This window comes from Sphingobacterium sp. DR205 (assembly GCF_011064245.1).
Lineage (GTDB): Bacteria > Bacteroidota > Bacteroidia > Sphingobacteriales > Sphingobacteriaceae > Sphingobacterium > Sphingobacterium athyrii.
Map to the genome: position 1 here is coordinate 5,697,562 of NZ_CP049333.1, position 18,773 is coordinate 5,716,334.

The window sequence follows — 18,773 nt, forward strand, 5'->3', positions numbered from 1 at the left end:
TAATTACAGAACCAACTAATGACAATAAACTGAAAGTAAGCAAGCTAACAAACTGCTATTGATCCAGCCAACGCTGAAAATTTGGAGAACGTTCTTCGCTAACTACAACATCAATCCCCTTTGGAGTTGGGGGAATTAGTTCCAATTTAATTCTATTCCGACTTATTTTCAACATAGACTGAATGGAATCTATACGAATAAGAAATTTCCGATTAATCTGAAAAAAGGCAAAAGGATCTACCTGCGTGACCAAGTGGACCAAGCTGTCTTCAATGATATAGGCTACGCCTGACCCTTTTTCCACCGCATATAGCTCTTTATCTTCGGCCATAAAGTAAGCGATATCGGCAATCGCCAAAGACTTTAAAAAATTACCATACTTTACAAGAAACCGCTGTTTTAAACGAACCTCTGCTTTGGGTAACAGCAGCTCAATACGTTTCATGGTTTGCACAAGTTCGTCCACATCGAAAGGTTTCAACAGATAGGCGTAGCCCTGATGCTGAAAAGCCTCTAATGCATATTGTTCATAGGCTGTCGTAAAAATAAGTGGCACTTCGACCGAAACCTGCTTAAATATTTCAAAACTCAACCCGTCCATCAAATGGATGTCCATAAAGATCAGGTCGAAATGATGTTTATTGATCACCGTCACCGCCTCCTGGATCTCCTTTGCATTGGTAAAAGTCAATGTGCTATCCCCATAAAGGTCTATCAACATCTCCTTTAAGCCTACAAAAGCCCAGTCTTCATCTTCAACAATCAATATATTCCATCCCATGGGTTGAATGTAATAAAAAATCCATTTCCTAAGAAAGAAAATGGATTAATATATAAAGGATTAAAAAAATTGACCTTATTTTAATAGATCTGGATTATTATTGATCGCTTCCTGTGGATAACGGATCACATAACGCGGATCGTTTTGCTGCAAAGTCATTGTTCTCCCAAAACTGCTGTGTGTTATGGTAGGTCTCGTTGTTCGTTTTAAATCATACCAACGTAATCCCTCCAGCGCCAGTTCACGTTTGCGTTCAAGCAACACCGCATCCAGCAATTGGTCTTTCGACAAACCGGCATCAGCTTTAGTTTCTTTGCTATAAGCATCCGCCGTGAATCGGTTTTTCTTCAATGCGGAAAGATATTTTAACGCCTCCGCGGTGTTTCCTAAACGCGCATTGCATTCAGCAATTGTCAGGTAAAGATCCGCATTTCTGAAACTCACATTGAAACGGTTTTCTCCTCCTTTAAGTGAGACATAGTCAGCACCTCTTTTTTGGAAATAGCGTCCTTTTCTTAGATCTCCATCCGAATAAGCCGACAACAAAGAGGGCGAAATAAATGAGCTCGAACGAACTTCGGGAATAGATACTTTCTCCAAGGCCATAATTACCTCTACCGATTCAAAATCGTTGGGCAATAAACTTGCTACCGCATTTAGATCCACCAATTTGTCATTTATCGCCAGCGCTTTCTGAGCGCCTTCCATAGCCGCCTTCCATTCGCCACGGTATAAATGAAGACGTGATGCCATCGCATAAGCCACACGCTTGCTAAATCGGTAATTTGCGCCTTTGGCCTGATCATCTACCGTAAGCAATGCCGTCCCCTTTTCCATATCTGATAACACCAGCGCATACGAGTCACCTATAGTTGCCGGAACAAAACGTTGTTCAAGGTCGATTTTGGTCGATAGTGGAACTCCACGCAAACCGACATTGCTTGCTGAATAGACCTCACTATAGAGATTTAACAGTTCAAAATGTGCGTAAGCACGCATGAGGTAAGCTTCACCTTTAATCTGATCTACCGTCGCATTACTGCTCAATTTTTCATCAATGGTACTGATGATCTGATTGCTGTAAAAAATACTTTTGTAAAAGGCAAGATAGGGATACGCTGTCGTTGCCGGGTCTGGGTTCTGGTCATTCCAGAGATAGATATCTTTGGTCCTAGCTGCATCGGTCGAACTTTCGTCCAGAAGTAATTCGTCTGTACGTAAAGACAAATAAGATTTATGGGCAGGGAAGCTCGTATAGCTACTTGTCATTAAGCCTCTAAAATCACTTTCCGAAGTCGGGATGACAGTACCTACAGGTTGTATATCTAAATATTTATTGCAGGATGTCAATGCGCTTGCGGTCATGATCATTCCAAAATAAATTATTTTCTTCATATTATATTCAATTAAAAGGATTAAAAACTTGCTGAAAGACCAAAGGCAAAGGATTTGCTAATCGGCTGCGCATAATAGCTGCCGTAGGTCTCTGGATCAAAGTACCCTTCGTAATTCGCTCCGAAAACAAATAAGTTGCGTCCTTCTACGTTCACGCGCAAATTGCTTGCGCCAATTTTTTTACTCATGGCAGCCGGCAGTGTATATCCCAAGCGAATACTATTGATACGTACATAGCTCATTTTCTTGGCCCAGATATCATACTGATTAAAGGAGTTGATCGGGTCGTTGCTTTCCAACCAGGCATAGGCCATCCATCGGTCATTTAGCTCAGAACTTATACTTCCCAATGCAGGCAAAGCAGCGTTGCCCTGTAGGGCCGCCAACAGATCCTTCGTATAATTTTGTCCACGATCTACTTTAGCCGGATTATAGGTCGGTGTACGGTTTACCCAACGCTCTAAATTGAATACAGTTGAAATTGCCAGATCAAAATTCGCATAGCGGAAACGGTTGGTCATACCACCTACAAATTTCGGGTCTTTGCTCCCGATGTATTTAAATTTAGCGCGGTAATCTGCTGCGGTCATACTCGTTTGGGAGGTATATCCCGGTAAGAAATCTGCCCAAGGATCATATAATCCGTAAAACTCTTCAAAGCTCGAAACTGATCCATCCTGATTTCTGAACTGCATTACACCATCCTTATCCAATCCCGCTGTTTCAAGTACATACATACCACTGATCGGACGGCCTTCCTGTGTGTCGGGCGCATAGGCTTTGGGATTATTCATGACCTTCAATAATTTATTATTATTGTGGGCAATATTAAAATCCGTAGACCAGGAGAATTTATCCGTCTGGATCTGACGGCTCGAGATCGTCAGTTCTACTCCCTGATTTCGCGCTGAAGCCCAGTTGACCTGCACATCCTGGAAACCATTCTCCATCGGTAAAGCACTATTTGCAATAAGGTCTGTGCTTGTTCTATTGTAGTAATCAACTGTAATATTCAGTCGATTTTTCCATAGACCTAAGTCAATCCCTGCATTGTAAGATTTTGTGCGTTCCCAGCGTAATTTATCATTTGCAGGCATATCAACCACAACTGAGCCTTCCGGATAGCCAGGTAGTATGGTCGAATTGTCATACTTTCCAACGATAAACGGGTAGGTATTACGATCCACATTCCCCTGAATACCATACGAGGCACGCACACGAAGATCGGATAAAGCTGTTTTTCCTTTGATAAAATCCTCCTCCAGTACATTCCAAGATCCGGACAAAGACCAGATTGGCAAGAAACGATATTTTGGATCTACCCCGAACATATTTGAGCCATCATAGCGTATGCTACCATACAGGTTATACTTACGGTCAAAAGTATAGGTTGCATTTCCATAGAAAGAGGCATATGAATTCTCGATAAGTCCTTTTTTATACTGAACAAAACGTTGATCATCTTGATAATTACTATTCGGAAAAACAATATTCTGTGTGGTTAACGTTGCGGGATTATATCCAAAACCTTTGGTCGCGATCATTTTATTTGTACTACGACGAAGTTCTGTTCCGCCCATGAGTTCCAGCTCGTGCTTATCGTTCCATGTTTTAGTATACTTGAGGTACGTTTTCCAGTTGTATTGGAAGATACTGTTACTTGTATTCTCGATCTTACCTCCTGTTGGCAAAAAGTATTTGAACGTTTTCGTTGCTGAATCATAGTACCGTGTCGCAGCGCGCAATTTTCGGGTATTATAGCTTTCCTGATCGGCAAATCTTTCGGTGCTATTTTCATCAAATTGCAAGCCAAATTCGGTACGCAAGGACAATTGGGGAATAATGGTATACTCTAGGTAACCTATCGCCTTCAGTGCCTTATTCGTTAATGCATATTTGGTATTTTCTCGCTCCTCTACGCTATTAAAAGGAACGTAAGTATCTTTTTCATAGCCTTCGATATCCGGATCGTAGTTATATTTACCCGATTGGTCACGTACGGTCAAATACGGATTAACCAAGCGCATATAGCTACTGGGATTGGTAAATGCATCATCGTCCTGGATTGGATTCTGTCTATTTGAAACTGATCCCAATAGATTGATTCCCGCTTTAAAGCGGTCATTGATATTGAAATCATTATTTAGTGTCAATGAATAACGACGGAGGTCAGTTCCTTTTGTAGCTGCTTTCTCATCATAAAATCCACTTGACAAATAGTAACGATGCGCATCATTTCCTCCGGAGATTGATGCTGAATACTGCTGATTCACTGCTTGACGATAGAGTTCTTTCCCCCAGTCTGTCTGCTGCGTACGCAATTGATTGATGGAATGCTGCACTTCTGGTGACAAGGCCGCTAATCCACCGGAGCGATAAGCATCCAGTGCATTTGCTTTGTCCAGGATACGCATCACCGCTCCCTTGCCCGTACGATAATTCAAATCGGTACGGTTAGCCATCAGCAGCTCAAAGTCTACTTTCTCATTGGCATTCATCAAGTTGAGATGACTAAAATCTGGACGTTCCGTCACAAATGTATTCGCTGAGACCTGCAATTTTGCTGGCCCGGGTTTCCCCCTTTTTGTTGTGATCACAATAACCCCGTTAGCAGCTCGGGCGCCGTAGATGGAAGTTGCTGCCGCATCTTTTAATACGGTAATATCTGCAATATCATCTGGATTGATGCCTGCAATCGGAAGATTATTCAGACTATTCAAGTTATCCTTATCAATTCGATTTGGCAATTCTGTCCCTTCTATGGGTAATCCATCGATAACCCACAGCGGGTCCTGTGTACCATTGAGTGATACGGTACCCCGGATACGAATCTGTGGAGCGCTATTAGGCCCACCATTCAGATTACTTAATTGTAAACCTGCGACCTGACCGGCCAACATCTCATCAATAGATGCAACGCCAGTCTGTTTAATATCTGCTACATTGATTTTATTATATGCTGTTGTATTTTTACGTTTTTTGATGTCGGTATACCCTGTTACGATTACTTCATCCAGTGATTCACCACTCGGTTGCAGCAAAATCGTCTTGTGATCCTGAAATACCGGCACTTGAATACGTTGGTACCCCACATAACTAATGGTGACGTATTTTAAATTTCCTGGAACTTTCAGGCGAAATTCTCCCGAAGCATCAGTCAATGAGCCCAATGCAGATTGCTGTACCTGATTAGGTACGCCGATATCTTCCGCTACTGCCGAACTTTCGACAACCACCGTCGCCCCCACGACCGGCTTTAATGTGACCGCATCCAGTACCTTTCCTTTCAGTTCCTTGGATTCCTGTGCATGTGCCATCTGCACACACATAAAGGTCAGCGGTATTAAAAACTTATTCATTTTGGTAGATGTTGATATAATAGATGTTAATATATTAGTTCAATTCTAGGGTATTTGCAATACGCAATTGCAGATCCATATAATGTGCTTTTGTTGTGGCGTCTCCAGTCCGTTGTTTCTGTTTCAACAATTGGTATATCTCATACAATTCAGCACGTTTATACGTCAGCATATCCGATGTACGGATCATTCCCGTTACATGTACATTACGTAAACCTGTCTGCGCAGAAGCTGCATGATGTTGATGTAAACACAGATTAGGCTGAGTTCCTTCGATCAATTGTTCGATACCTGCTAATTTCTTGGCATTTAATTTCTCCATGGACTTATTCGTAGAAACCATCAGTACATCCACGTAATTCTGTTGCAACATGCGTGTTTTAAGATCCAACGCCTGTCCACTGAGCGTTTTTGCAAAAATCTCTTTGCGTACCGATGCCAAAAATGCAGGTGCACTCCATGCCTTCTTGTCGCCAAAGAGGTTCTCCATTTCGACCATACGCAATAGACGCTCATCGTTGACCAATTTGTAGAGCATGGCATATTGAAATTCGCGCTGTAGATTATAAGGTGCATATTCAAACGGTCCCATTGGCGAGTCCCGCAAAGGAAAAGTTTTCGCCATCAGTTCCGGAACAAATAACCACTCCGGCATGTAAAACACATTTTTCTTTAAATATTCCAGCGCAGCTACCTGTTTCTCTTTGGGTACTGGGCTGTAGGCATTTTTTTGGTCGCCCAAAACAGCATTTTCAAGATAAATACCACCAATATTATTGAGCACATGGTCAGCGTAAGCATACCATTGACCAACCACGCCCATGTATAATTTACCTGCACGATAATAGTCATCTCCCGTATTCGTGGTCCAGTGAATGATGTTCGGCATCATGCGACGCAAATTTTTCATCCCATATTCACCGGCTTTCATCGCATCGTCACCCAGATCCTCGGACTGTGCCCTTGGGTCCACAATATTTTTGGAATCTTGTTGTTCACCGTAATGATATATCGGGTCATGTACATGGGCATCAATATCTTTCCGCAGCAAAGGTATTTCATCCCAAGGCTGTGTTTTGCCGTACCAGCGGTAAGCCCATCCAATAGCATATTTGTCATAGGCTCCGATCACGGGTGTAATCTGTTCAACACCATCTTCAGGTTGTGCGACGTAGTTGAAACGCGCATAATCCATGATCGATGGTGCCGTACCGCCCATTTTTGCCGTAAAACTTTTACTACGGAGCGAATCTACTGGAAAACTTGCCGACGACCCCATATTGTGCATCAGTCCCAAGGTATGTCCGATCTCATGTGAAGAAACAAAACGGATGGCATGGGCCATTTTTTCATCCGAGAACACATTCGAGCGCACCGAAGTATCCACGATACCTGTTTGGATCCGCATCCAGCTATTTAGGATCGTCATCACATTATGCCACCAGATCACATCAGCTTCCAGGATTTCACCTGAACGCGGATCCACTACAGATGGCCCCATCGCATTGGCCTGAGCTGATGCCGCATATACAATAGAAGATACATTGGCGTCATCTGGATCAAACTTGACGCTGTCAGGTTGCTGTTTGGCCAAAATCGCATTCTTAAAACCAGCCGCCTCAAATGCCTCCTGCCAGTCATGAACCCCGTCGATGATAGCCTGTCGCCATTGCTTTGGCGTTGCCGGATCCAAATAAAAAACAATAGGCTTTTTCGGCTCTACCAGTTCACCTTTTAGATAACGTGCTTTGTCCTCATCTTTCGGCTCAAGACGCCAGCGATTCACCAGATTTTTTTTATCCAATTCCTGTTGTTTATCGTTAAAATACCAGCGCGGCGATGTAAAGAAGCCAATACGTGGATCTGCAAAACGTGCCACCATCGGGGTTTCAGGCAGTTCATAAAGGTTACTTGTGACTTCCAGTGAAACGGGCACCGATTCATTTCCTTCAGTTACCTTTGTCGACAATACCGACTTGACAACAATATTATTGGGATACGATTTAATTTCCTCGATCGTTGAGATGCTCGTTTTGGGTGAGGTACCTAAGCCCAAAGCGGTAAAAACATCCGTAAAGCTCTTTTCTGATCCATCAAACACTTTATTGACTTTGATCACCACAGCACTTGAGTCTTTCGAATAACTTTCCACCTTGAACGATTCAATGTAAGAAGGGCGATAATTATCGTAGACCGACGCGGCTATCGCATCGTCTTTAGGCACTTCTACCTGCGGTTTAATCTCGGACACCCATACCTCTTTCTTCTCTTTGCGCAGGGTAAACCGAATGACCTTATTTTCATAATTCATTCCCTTATTTACACCAGCCTCGTTCAGCGCCAAGGGAACGGAAGACAATTTTTGGATCAGGAGAATGTCCTGGCCCATTTTTTTCAATGGAATTTCAAAGTAATAATTATTTTCTTTTCGGATCACAGCAAACATGCCGCTATCCACACGCGCGTCTTTAAACAATTTGTCATAGGCAATCGTCGTATCTTTCTTGGCTGTAGAATCTTTCGCAGAGGTAACAGTCTCTTTTTTTCGTAAACCTACAGTTTGCAATACAGAACAAGATTGCATGAGGCCTGCCGAAAATAAGAGGCTTAGGGCTAGCTTGGTATAAGTGTTGTTCATTTAGAATAATTATTTCTGAGTGCTGTTTTTCAATAGCATACATGCATTTGTTACACCCGGTTTGTTTTTCAATGGCATTGAAACCATCAGCTACGCATGATAGGTCTCTTATCAAGCGCTATTGAGCTGAAGATCATTTCATCCGAATAAGATTAGGTTAATCTTGCAATTAAATTCCTAGATCAGGAGCCAAATTTGTTAAAAATATTGTACAGAATCACTTCAAAAGAGACGAGCACGTGTTTCAAACGTATGAACACGGGTGCCAAAACTATGAACACGTATATAGCTGACCTATTTCTGTACTATTTTAATGATCCAACAGGGGTAAATTGACAAAAAAACAGCCCTTTTCTGTTCCATAACCAAAGCCATCCAATGTATAATGGGAATACATAGACGCCAAGTAATTAAGCCCATACCCCTCACCTTCCGTTTCAGTCCCTTGCCGCGGCTGCCAGTTATTGCTTACTTTGATGATATTGGCCTCCGATAGATAAACAATATGGATCTGAAGTGGATTTTCCGTCGAAATCCTTGTATGTTTAATGGCATTTTCCACCAGCATCTGTAAGGTCAACCGCGGTAGCTTCGCCCCCATCATATCCATTGGAATGGAAATCTCCATATCTTTCAAAGCCTTTCCAAAACGTACCTGTTGCAAAAAGAAATAGGCTTTGGCCAGTTCCAGTTCCTCCTGTACCGAAGACCATTCCGAGTCATCGGTGCGCAACATTTTACGATAGACCTTCGTCATTTTACCGACGAATGACTTGGCCAGATCATTATCCTTACCGATCAGATACTGGAGTGAACCAAAGGTATTAAACAAAAAATGAGGATTGATCTGCTGCCGCAATTGAACCAGCCGCATCTGCGTATATTCATTTTCCTGTTGCAGGGCTATTAATTTGAGCTGCTGAGTCTTGCGACGTTCCAGCACATTAAAATAGATAAGTGCTATCGCTACAAGCATCAGACCTACGCCAAGTAAAATACTATAGGTCATCACCCCCTGAACTTCCTCCTCAATCGTCAACAGCAAAGTACTTACCCGAATTTCACCCCCTACAAAAATAATCGAACAGGGGTAGGAAGTAAGCATCACATCCAGCTTTAAGTAATCCGACTTAACGATTTTTCCTTGTGTGATAACATCACTATCTTTCGGACGCCCCCATTTTCGGTTTTCGGGTGAAACAATACAGATCCCTTTATCACTATATATTTCAAAATAAGCCCTTCTTCCAAAATAGCGATTGGCGAAATAAGCATTTAATTTTTCAATATCGATATAGAGATGGTATAAGCGATGCTGTATCGTGCGCGTTTTGAGCAGTATCCATAGCCTATTGTCCACACGGTTCGACGGGCTTGCAGGAATGAGAATAAACAGGGAATCGCGACGAATCTGGGTTGACGGCGTATCCACCAATCTTTTCTCAGACGTGAGCAGTTCTTGTTGTAACAGTTCCAGCTGCTTATTCAGCAGCAACATATTTTCATCGGCAAAGTCTATCAGCACCCTTTTATTCAGTCGATCTATTTTATGATGGATAATACCGAGCAGTCCCCCACCTATCAACAGCAACAAAAGCAAACAGAAAATGAGGATGGTACCACTTTTCTGTTCCGCATTTTTAAATCGAAAATTCACACCGCAAAAATACGGGAAAAATCCCGAGCATTACAAAACCAGCTGATAAGAAAGGACTTTTGCCAATCCGTTTGTCATTGAATCACGACATATTTTACGTAAAAAGCCAAAAATAAATCTATCAATAAGCGAACTTTAACAATAAATTTCGGACTTTTGTAGCCACAAAAAAACAACACTGTGTCAAAAGCAACATTTCTAAAACTTGCCAAACGAATCTCTATCGGTCTAGCAAGTTTAATAACACTATTCATTCTTTGTATATTATCTATTCCCTATATCTTCGAAAAGGAAGTAAACGACAAAGTCAAATCTTTGGCGAATGCACATATCAATGGGGAACTCAACTATACAAAAGTCAGATTGACTTTCTTTGACCAATTTCCGCTGTTGACAGCATCCATGGATGACGTGTTGTTAAAAGGTGCCGAACCATTTAAAAAAGACACCTTGCTTGCCGCCAAACAAGTAAGTTTTGGGGTTGACCTCATGAGCTTACTTAAGTCTAAAATTATCATTGACAAGTTTATCGTTAACAACGGAAGAATCAATATTTTAGTAGATACGCTGGGCAATGCGAATTACAACATTTATAAATCCGCACCTACGGATTCCTCCAAAACAAAAGACGATTCCGAAAGCAGCGCACTTGCCTTTCAGCTGATCAAATTTGAAAAGACTAATCTACATTACGAAGATCAATCTATTCCATTATGGATTGAAGCCAAAGATCTGGACTACGAAGGCAAAGGTGATCTGATGTCGAATATCTTTGACCTGAATACAAAAGCCAAGATCGCCGCTTTTTCCTTTTCCTTCAACAATGAACTCTATGTCGATAAAAAATCCATTGACGCCACCTTATTAACCCGTATCAACACCGACAATCTATCCTTTGTATTTGAACGAAATGATATCAAGATTAACCAGCTACCAGTAAGATTTCGGGGATTATTGTCCTTTATCTCACACGGTTATCACCTGGATTTCAAGTTAAAATCTCAGGAGAGCACACTGAGCGAATTGCTGTCACTTGTTCCCAATAGTTATGTTTCTTGGATAAAAGATCTATCAGTCAAGGGTACTTCTGAGGTATTTGTCAACTTGATAGGGGATTATATTGTGGACAAGAACGAAATGCCCGATCTTTCTCTGGGCCTGACCATCAACAACGGTTATCTTGCGTATAAACAGTCCGGGAATCCACTAACAGACTGGAATGCAAAATTAAGGATAGATCTCCCCGCATTGAATCTCGATTCCCTCAAGGTAGATCTTCATCAATTTGATTTTAAAGTCGCTTCCGGTTATTTCAATGCAAAAGGTCAGATCGCCGGACTACATCCAGTTACAGTGCACGCAGATATGCAAAGTGACCTGGATCTGGGCATCCTCCATTCCTCTTTGCAATTCCCGGGATTCTCCTTCGGAGGTCGCTGGAATCTCGACGCAAAGATCCATGGAACCTATGCCAAAGCCATACGCAAAGTCGGTCTTCAAAAGCGCGAACAGGAGTACATTGTTTCCATACCGACATTTGACATTAAAAATACCCTCACAGATGGACATTTCAAATTGGCCGATCTCCCTAAAGGACTTGAAAAAATCGCGTATCGCTTAGAAGCGAAAGATCCGGATGGAAAAATGAAAAGTGCTTCTATCTCCATACATGATATTTCGATTCAGGCACTCAGTAATTATATCAAAGGCTATATTTCAATAACGGATTTCAATAAAATTGCAGTGCAGTCTGATCTCAAAGCCTTGTTCAATCTGGCGGACATCAAAAGCTTCTATCCGATCAAGGATATCGAACTGGCGGGTCTGATTGATGTCAACCTCAATGCAAAAGGTTACGTTGATCTGAAACGGAATATTTTTCCGGAGACCAATACCTCCATTGTGATGAAAGATGGGTTTATCAAATCCAAGGAGTATCCTATTCCCATGGAAAACATACATGTGGAAGCCTTTGTCAATAGTGAGAAAGGATCTTTACGTGATCTGAATGTCAAGATACTACCTGTATCATTCACATTTGCGGGTGAACCATTTTTCCTAAATGCTGATTTACGCAATTTCAATAATATCAAGTATGATATTAAATCCAAAGGAAAACTCAACCTTGGTCCCATCTATAAGTTTTTTGCCCTGGACGGAACCAATGTCGATGGATTTATCCACACAGATTTCAGTCTCAAGGGACTCCAGAGCGATGCAAGCAGTGGTCGCTATGCCAGACTCCACAATAGTGGACGCATCAATATCGGCCAGATCCAGGTACAGACAGATCTACTCCCTCAGCCCATAGCGATCAAGAGCGGTGACTTTAGTTTTCATCAGGAGAAAATGAACTTTGATAGATTCCTGGTCAATTACGGTAAAAATGCTATTTCCATAAAAGGTTACATGAATAATATCATTAACTACCTGACGAATAGCAATGCATCCTTACAGGGGCAGTTCACACTCAACAGCAAAAAGATCACTGTCGATGACTTCATGGTTTTCGCGGACAATCCATCGGCAACATCCTCTTCTGCGGAGACAGGTGTGGTTCTTTTGCCCAAAAATCTGGACGTCCAGGTACTCGGCCTAGTCAACAATGTTTTTTACAACAACATGAACATCAAAGATTTTAAGGGCGATCTACATTTCAAAGAAGGTAAGTTGGCACTCAACAGGACCACTTTTGAACTGGCAGGATTAAAAGCGGCTATGCAAGGAAACTATAACCCATTAAATCCCCGCCGGGCAGCATTCGACTATGCCGTAAAAGCCGATAGTTTTGATATCCAACGTGCTTATAAAGAAATTCCAATGTTCAGAGAGATGGTTACCGCGGCAAAAAATGCACATGGCCTTGTCTCCTTGGATTATAAGTTAGGTGGTTTATTAAACGGAAATATGCAACCGGTAATGCCTTCCATTGTCGGTGAAGGTACCTTGACGCTAAACCAGATCAAATTCAGAGGTTTCAAGTTACTGAATGGCATCAGCGAATCTACCTCAAAAGAAAAATTGAAAGACGGCGAAGTTAAAAAAGTCGTGATCAGATCCCATATCAAAAACAATGTCATGACCATCGAACGCACCAAAATGAAGATGATGGGATTCAGACCACGGTTTGAAGGTCAGGTGACACTAGATGGACGGATGAATCTCGGGTTCAGACTGGGGCTGCCCCCATTCGGAATCTTCGGAATACCAATGCGCATCACTGGTACGGCGGATAATTTTCAGCTTAAAATGGGAAAATACAAAGAGGAAGATCTCGATATGGACATGGACGATGAGGACAGCAAAATCTATAAAGAATCCCAAAAAGAAAATACCACGACGGAAAAATAGATAGTAAAATATAGATCCCATTATTTAAGAATATAGTGGGATTTATTATCTTTATTACTGCATTTAAATCCATTGAAACTATGCGATATCTAACAAGCGTATTATTTGCGGTATTGGCCATCTGTAGCTGGTCAAGTTTTAGCGCCATTCAAGATCAAAAAAACCCATTGTATGGAAAAATATTTCGGGAAATAAATGAAATCCCCGGATTGGGCAGTTATGGCCATGCCTCAGGAGCAGTAATAGATGCGGGCAAAAGTGCCAGTGGAGACTATCGCTTTGCTGCTGGATATTATACCAACGATAAAAACGGCATCTGTATTTTAAACGAATTGCTTGACGACAAGGAGAATGGAAAGGGGCAGGTAAAGTATAAAATATTGGACACGATCAATATCCCTAAACTGAAATCCAACGAACAACTTAGTCTCTGTAATTGTAGATTAGGCAACAAAGTGGACAGTGAAATTGTTGCCATTAGCGTTGTGGAGGAAAACAAAGAATACTTTGATCAGATTGTCAAAGCCTGGCGACTGAATACCAAGACCGGAAAAATTAGTCCGATACAGAATACCAAAACAATCAATTGTGCCAATGAAGGCTATGGTATCTAATAGGATTGCCCGAGGCATTTAGCCTAGATTAGGCCATCTGCTTTCAATTTGTCAAAGACATGCAATACACCGATGACCTGAATAGGTTCACGTAAATAATCTTCATGGGAGAAGTACTTCACTTCTCCTATTTCATTGCTAGGTTGTATCGTTTCGGTGAGCGGATATAGAAAACAGTCCTGTTCCATGATCACTTCGGGTACCATACCATACGCAGGAGCCGTGATGTGACAGTAGTATGAAATCTTTTGGGGATCAAGGTCGATGTTCAATTCCTCTGAAATCTCCCGACGAAGGGATTGCAGGGAATCTTCCCCCGCATCAATTTTTCCACCGGGGAGATACCAGGCTTTTTTATTGTTGCTATAAGCAAGTAATATTTTATGATCCGCTATACTAATTAATCCAGCTGTTGGCAAACCTTGTGCAATTGTAGACATTTGTTTCCTTGTATATTCTAATTTAAAGTATCGTTTTGTATTAAAGTATCCTGTCGTGAAGTTACTTTTTTAACGGCATTTATCCAAGTACAACGCTATCCCCTCATCGAGGCAAGCTATGCTGCCCCCCTGATTTATCAATAAAATTGCGCAGAGAACGGCGAAGCACAATTCTCCAATTCATTACTGCTTGTGATAAGTTTAATTACTGCATCTGATACGAACGATTTTGGGAATAGTGATCATTTTTCAGAAGCAATGTTTTCAAGCTCCTAAGAAAAATCTGCGCATGTTCCTTTGTAAAACACAGCGGCGGTAAAAGCCGTAAAGTATAAGCACCGGCATATCCCGTGAAGATTTTCTCGCCAAACAGCAGTTCATGGCGCAGCTGCCGTATATCTGTGTCAAACTCCACACCGATCATTAATCCCCTTCCCCGCACCTCGGCAATGCCCGTCATGCCCTGTAATTCTTCCATTAAAAATGTACCAATCTTTGCCGCATTGTCCATCAGCTTTTCATCCCGGATGACTTCCAATACAGCAATTGCTGCCGCGCAGGCCAGATGATTGCCCCCAAAGGTTGTTCCCAGTTGCCCCATTACAGGTGTGATGTCAGGAGAGATTAGTGTCGCGGCCATCGGGAGACCATTGGCAATTCCTTTCGCCACAGTAATCAGATCCCCTTTTATTCCGGCATGCTGATGTGCGAAAAATTTCCCTGTACGCCCATATCCCGACTGGATCTCATCGAGAATAAGCATCGTTCCCGTTGCTGTACAGATCTGCCTGATTTCTTGTAAAAACGCTGCCGAAGCAACATGGATTCCGCCGACTCCCTGAATCGGTTCTATAATCAGGGCGCAGTATTCCTCTGTTTCCAGCTGTTTTCTCAAACTGGACGGGTCATTGAAAGGTGAAAAAAAATAATGACGATTATCGTTTACCGCAGCTCGGATGTTAATTATATCGGTAGCTGATACAGCTCCCGAAGTGCGTCCGTGAAAAGCATTGGATAGGGATAAGACCTTTTTTCGTCCTGTAACAAAAGAAGATAGCTTCAAAGCATTTTCATTGGCCTCTGCACCGGAATTAGAGAAAAACACCCCATAGTCTACATACCCACTGATCAGTCCCAATTGATCTGCCAGTTTATTTTGCAGATCATTGTATATCGTATTCGAGTAGAAACCGATCTTATTGAGCTGTCGCAAGGTGCTTTCTACAATATGCGGATGGGTATGCCCCACAGCAATAACAGCATGTCCACCATACATGTCCAAGTACGCCTGTCCTGACTGGTCGTACACAAAGCAGCCAGCAGCACGGTCAATCTGTATGGCCAATTTTTCAAATACCGAAAATGGTTTCATCAAATGATCAAGTTTGGTTTACCCCAAAAATCAGATTAAATCTCCCCTTAAAGGTGATCCAGGATCAATTTAAAGTCAATAGTCCAGTTCCGGACAGGAAATGCAAGCTACTCATCACAAGTCGAATGCATCAACGACAAATGCGCCCAGATCACTGTAAAAGGTTTCAATCTTGCAGAACAATTGTATCTTTGGGTGAATTACCCGATATAATTGATCATGCTCAGACCCTGGAATTTGACAATGGAGATTGACCGATCCTCCACAAAGGCGATTTACTTACAACTAGCGGATAGTATTGCTGCGGATATACAGTCGGGCAGATTAACCCGCGGAACAGCGCTGCCCAGCAGCAGGGCACTTGCGGCACAATTAAAACTAAACCGCAACACCGTTGTTGAAGCGTTCCAGCAGCTTCTGAGTGAAGGCTGGGTAGTGAGTGAGCAGCGCCGTGGAATTTTCGTTGCCCAGCAGCTCCCACAATTAATTGCCACAACTGAATACACAGCGCACAGCATCATTGAACCCCAAACCTCAGTACCGCTGCGTATTATTTTTGATGATGGTAATCCGGACAGTAAAATCGCACCCATAGACCAGCTTGGACGTGCCTATCGGCAGATTTTCAAACGGAGTGCCCGATGGAAAATGATGGGGTATGCTGATCCGAGAGGACATATTGATTTCAGGCAGGCGATCGCGGATATGCTCAATCAGGAGCGTAATATGAATATTACGCTGGACAACCTATGCATCAGCCGTGGCAGCCAAATGGCCATGTACCTTGTTGCTCAATGCTTATTGAAAAAGGACGATTTTATCTTCGTTGAATCTCCGGGTTATCATTCAGCCTGGAAGATTTTTGAGCATACTGGCGCACAGCTCATAGAAATCCCTGTCGACCAGGATGGTATTCTTGTTGATGAAATGATCCCCCATCTCAAAGAAAACAAAAATATTAAGGCTGCATACCTTACACCACATCGGCAGTACCCAACTACGGCTACATTAAGTCAGGCACGTAGATCCGAACTGATTCAACTGTCCAATCGGTATGGATTTACGCTTATCGAGGATGATTATGACTACGAATTTCACTTCGACCATACACCTTGTTACCCGCTTGCTGCTGATACCGAACTACAAAACTCGATCTACATCGGGACATTGAGCAAAGTGGTCGCCCCGGCACTTCGTATAGGTTATCTGGTCAGCAAAGATGAACAGCTCTTGCAGGCTATTGCGCAACTGCGTTATATGGTCGATATACAGGGGGATAATATCATGGAGCAGGCAGTTCTGGAACTTATCCAAGACGGTACCGTCAGAAGACACATCCGCAAAGCCACCAACTATTACAAGAACAAGCGCGACTTTATGGTCAAACAACTGGACCTGCATTTATTGGAGCATATCAGTTATCAGGCTCCTCAAGGTGGATTAGCTGTCTGGCTTGAATTCAGACACCAAATAAACTGGACATTATTGTTCAAAAAGCTGAAAGAAAAATCAGTTCATATCCCCCATCCCGATAATTACCATAAAGACAATTGTTACGGAGGCTTGCGCCTAGGGTATGGTTCACTTTCCGAAGAACAGATCGAAGATGGAATCCGGATCTTAGCTGATCTTCTCCAGCTCGCCCGAATTTCGACATAAAATGCTCTCAATGCATCAAAAACAGCTAGACCGTTTCCTTATTCTGAAAAGAACAAAAAGATTAATATTTCGACAAACACGAAACAAACAACATATAATTTCGCTTCATCAAGACCAATTAAAAGAATAGTATAGACCAAAGGTTAAAAACGGTTAATTTTGCCACAAAACGTAATTATTTTGTCAAAAACCTATCTTTTCCGCTTTTAGTTGTACAAATTAACCGTAGTTTTACGGCGCAAAATTACACCCTGTCTAATTTGTTAGATCTGGCTGTATAAAAAGAGAGAAAAGAGTACATTATTTTATGACTGAAAGAATACCGAGCAGGCCGTATGCAGCAATAACTGGGGTTGGAGGATATATTCCACCAAACAGAAGATCCAATACCGATTTAGAGCAGTTTTGCGAGACCTCCGATGAATGGATTATCAAACGTACGGGAATTAAGGAGCGAAGGATATTGGATGAAAATCTGGCCACATCGGACATGGCGGTCAAAGCCATTCAGGATTTAGCAAAGCAATACAATAAAGACCTTCGGGATGTCGATGCGCTTATCGTCGCAACTTCAACACCAGATATGCCTATGCCAGCTACGGCAAATATTATTCTCGAAAAATTGGGATTGACCAACGTATGGGCATTTGATGTCAATGCTGCTTGTTCAGGTTTTCTCTATGCACTGGATATGGCATCGTCACTCGTGGAGACACAACGTTACAAGAATATACTTGTTGTTGGCGCCGATAACATCAGTACCTATGTTGATCTAAAAGATCGATCCACCAATATTCTTTTCGGCGATGGCGCTGGCGTTATATGGCTCGAACCTTCACTTGAAGGGGGCGTCATGGATGCCTACCTGCGTAGCAATGGCGCTGGACGTGAGTTTTTGAAAATCGAGGCCGGGGGTTCACTCTACCCGATTGACAGTAATCTTCCTGTAAACGACAACCGTTTTCTCAAACAAGACGGCAAAACAGTTTTCAAACATGCTGTTCAGTCCATGAGTGATGCTTGTAATACCGTTTTACAGCGTAATAACTTACAAATTGAGGATATTAACTGGTTAATTCCACATCAAGCCAACCAACGTATCATCGATGCCGTCGGCCGTAGTCTTAATATCCCTGAAGACAGAGCACTCAGCAATATCGAATACTTAGGCAATACCATTGCCGCGACGATCCCGTTGTGTATCTGGCAAAATATCAAGAAACTGAACACCGGCGATTTAGTGATGCTTACGGCTTTCGGAGCCGGATTCTCCTGGGGGGCGAGCATCTTTAAGTGGATGATCTAACACAATCAAAACAGCGTCGGTCAAAAGCCCCTGAGCAATATAAAAAGCGCCAGAAATCGTTAATTTCTGGCGCTTTCTTTTGTGCTGTCCGCCATGGAGAACATCTGCTTAAAAACGTTGAGCTTCCAGAGAAACAAGAGGTCTACAAATTCATATCAACAAGTATATTAATAGGGACTTTGTCCGGACTTCATACACACC

At 42.3% G+C, this 18,773-nt stretch carries 11 protein-coding genes; 4 read left to right on the top strand and 7 right to left on the bottom strand.

Annotated features, from left to right (window positions below; translation table 11 throughout):
• Positions 1-55: 55 nt before the first annotated feature.
• The 5 genes from G6053_RS24345 to G6053_RS24365 form a co-directional block, all read right to left on the bottom strand.
• Positions 56-781, bottom strand: coding sequence for a LytTR family DNA-binding domain-containing protein (locus tag G6053_RS24345; RefSeq protein ID WP_108636462.1), 726 nt, complete (start codon positions 779-781; stop codon positions 56-58).
• 75 nt (positions 782-856) lie between these two features.
• On the bottom strand, positions 857-2,176 hold the full coding sequence (locus G6053_RS24350; RefSeq protein ID WP_108636461.1) for a RagB/SusD family nutrient uptake outer membrane protein: 1,320 nt from the start codon (positions 2,174-2,176) through the stop codon (positions 857-859).
• A 20-nt stretch (positions 2,177-2,196) separates the two neighbouring features.
• Positions 2,197-5,535: a SusC/RagA family TonB-linked outer membrane protein gene (locus G6053_RS24355; RefSeq protein WP_108636460.1), complete on the bottom strand. Its 3,339-nt coding sequence runs from the start codon at positions 5,533-5,535 to the stop codon at positions 2,197-2,199.
• 34 nt (positions 5,536-5,569) lie between these two features.
• Positions 5,570-8,173, bottom strand: a complete 2,604-nt coding sequence (locus G6053_RS24360; protein WP_108636459.1) for a zinc-dependent metalloprotease — start codon at positions 8,171-8,173, stop codon at positions 5,570-5,572.
• Between the two features lie 310 nt (positions 8,174-8,483).
• Positions 8,484-9,830 carry a histidine kinase gene (locus G6053_RS24365; protein WP_108636458.1) on the bottom strand — a complete coding sequence of 449 codons (1,347 nt, stop codon included), beginning with the start codon at positions 9,828-9,830 and terminating at the stop codon, positions 8,484-8,486.
• 180 nt (positions 9,831-10,010) lie between these two features.
• On the opposite strand from G6053_RS24365, the gene G6053_RS24370 reads away from it, so the two are divergent.
• Together G6053_RS24370 and G6053_RS24375 are read left to right on the top strand one after the other, a co-directional pair.
• Positions 10,011-13,181: an AsmA-like C-terminal region-containing protein gene (locus G6053_RS24370; protein WP_165308840.1), complete on the top strand. Its 3,171-nt coding sequence runs from the start codon at positions 10,011-10,013 to the stop codon at positions 13,179-13,181.
• A gap of 80 nt (positions 13,182-13,261) precedes the next feature.
• Positions 13,262-13,795, top strand: coding sequence for a hypothetical protein (locus G6053_RS24375; protein WP_108636456.1), 534 nt, complete (start codon positions 13,262-13,264; stop codon positions 13,793-13,795).
• A gap of 23 nt (positions 13,796-13,818) precedes the next feature.
• On the opposite strand, the gene G6053_RS24380 is transcribed toward G6053_RS24375, so the two are convergent.
• Both G6053_RS24380 and G6053_RS24385 read right to left on the bottom strand, forming a co-directional pair.
• Positions 13,819-14,235 carry an NUDIX domain-containing protein gene (locus G6053_RS24380; protein ID WP_108636455.1) on the bottom strand — a complete coding sequence of 139 codons (417 nt, stop codon included), beginning with the start codon at positions 14,233-14,235 and terminating at the stop codon, positions 13,819-13,821.
• A 205-nt stretch (positions 14,236-14,440) separates the two neighbouring features.
• On the bottom strand, positions 14,441-15,607 hold the full coding sequence (locus G6053_RS24385; RefSeq protein WP_108636454.1) for an aspartate aminotransferase family protein: 1,167 nt from the start codon (positions 15,605-15,607) through the stop codon (positions 14,441-14,443).
• Between the two features lie 243 nt (positions 15,608-15,850).
• On the opposite strand from G6053_RS24385, the gene G6053_RS24390 reads away from it, so the two are divergent.
• Positions 15,851-17,266 (top strand): PLP-dependent aminotransferase family protein, encoded by a 1,416-nt coding sequence (locus G6053_RS24390; RefSeq protein WP_241254827.1) that lies wholly within the window; start codon positions 15,851-15,853, stop codon positions 17,264-17,266.
• A 307-nt stretch (positions 17,267-17,573) separates the two neighbouring features.
• Positions 17,574-18,572, top strand: coding sequence for a beta-ketoacyl-ACP synthase III (locus G6053_RS24395; RefSeq protein WP_108636452.1), 999 nt, complete (start codon positions 17,574-17,576; stop codon positions 18,570-18,572).
• The last annotated feature ends 201 nt before the right edge of the window (positions 18,573-18,773 follow it).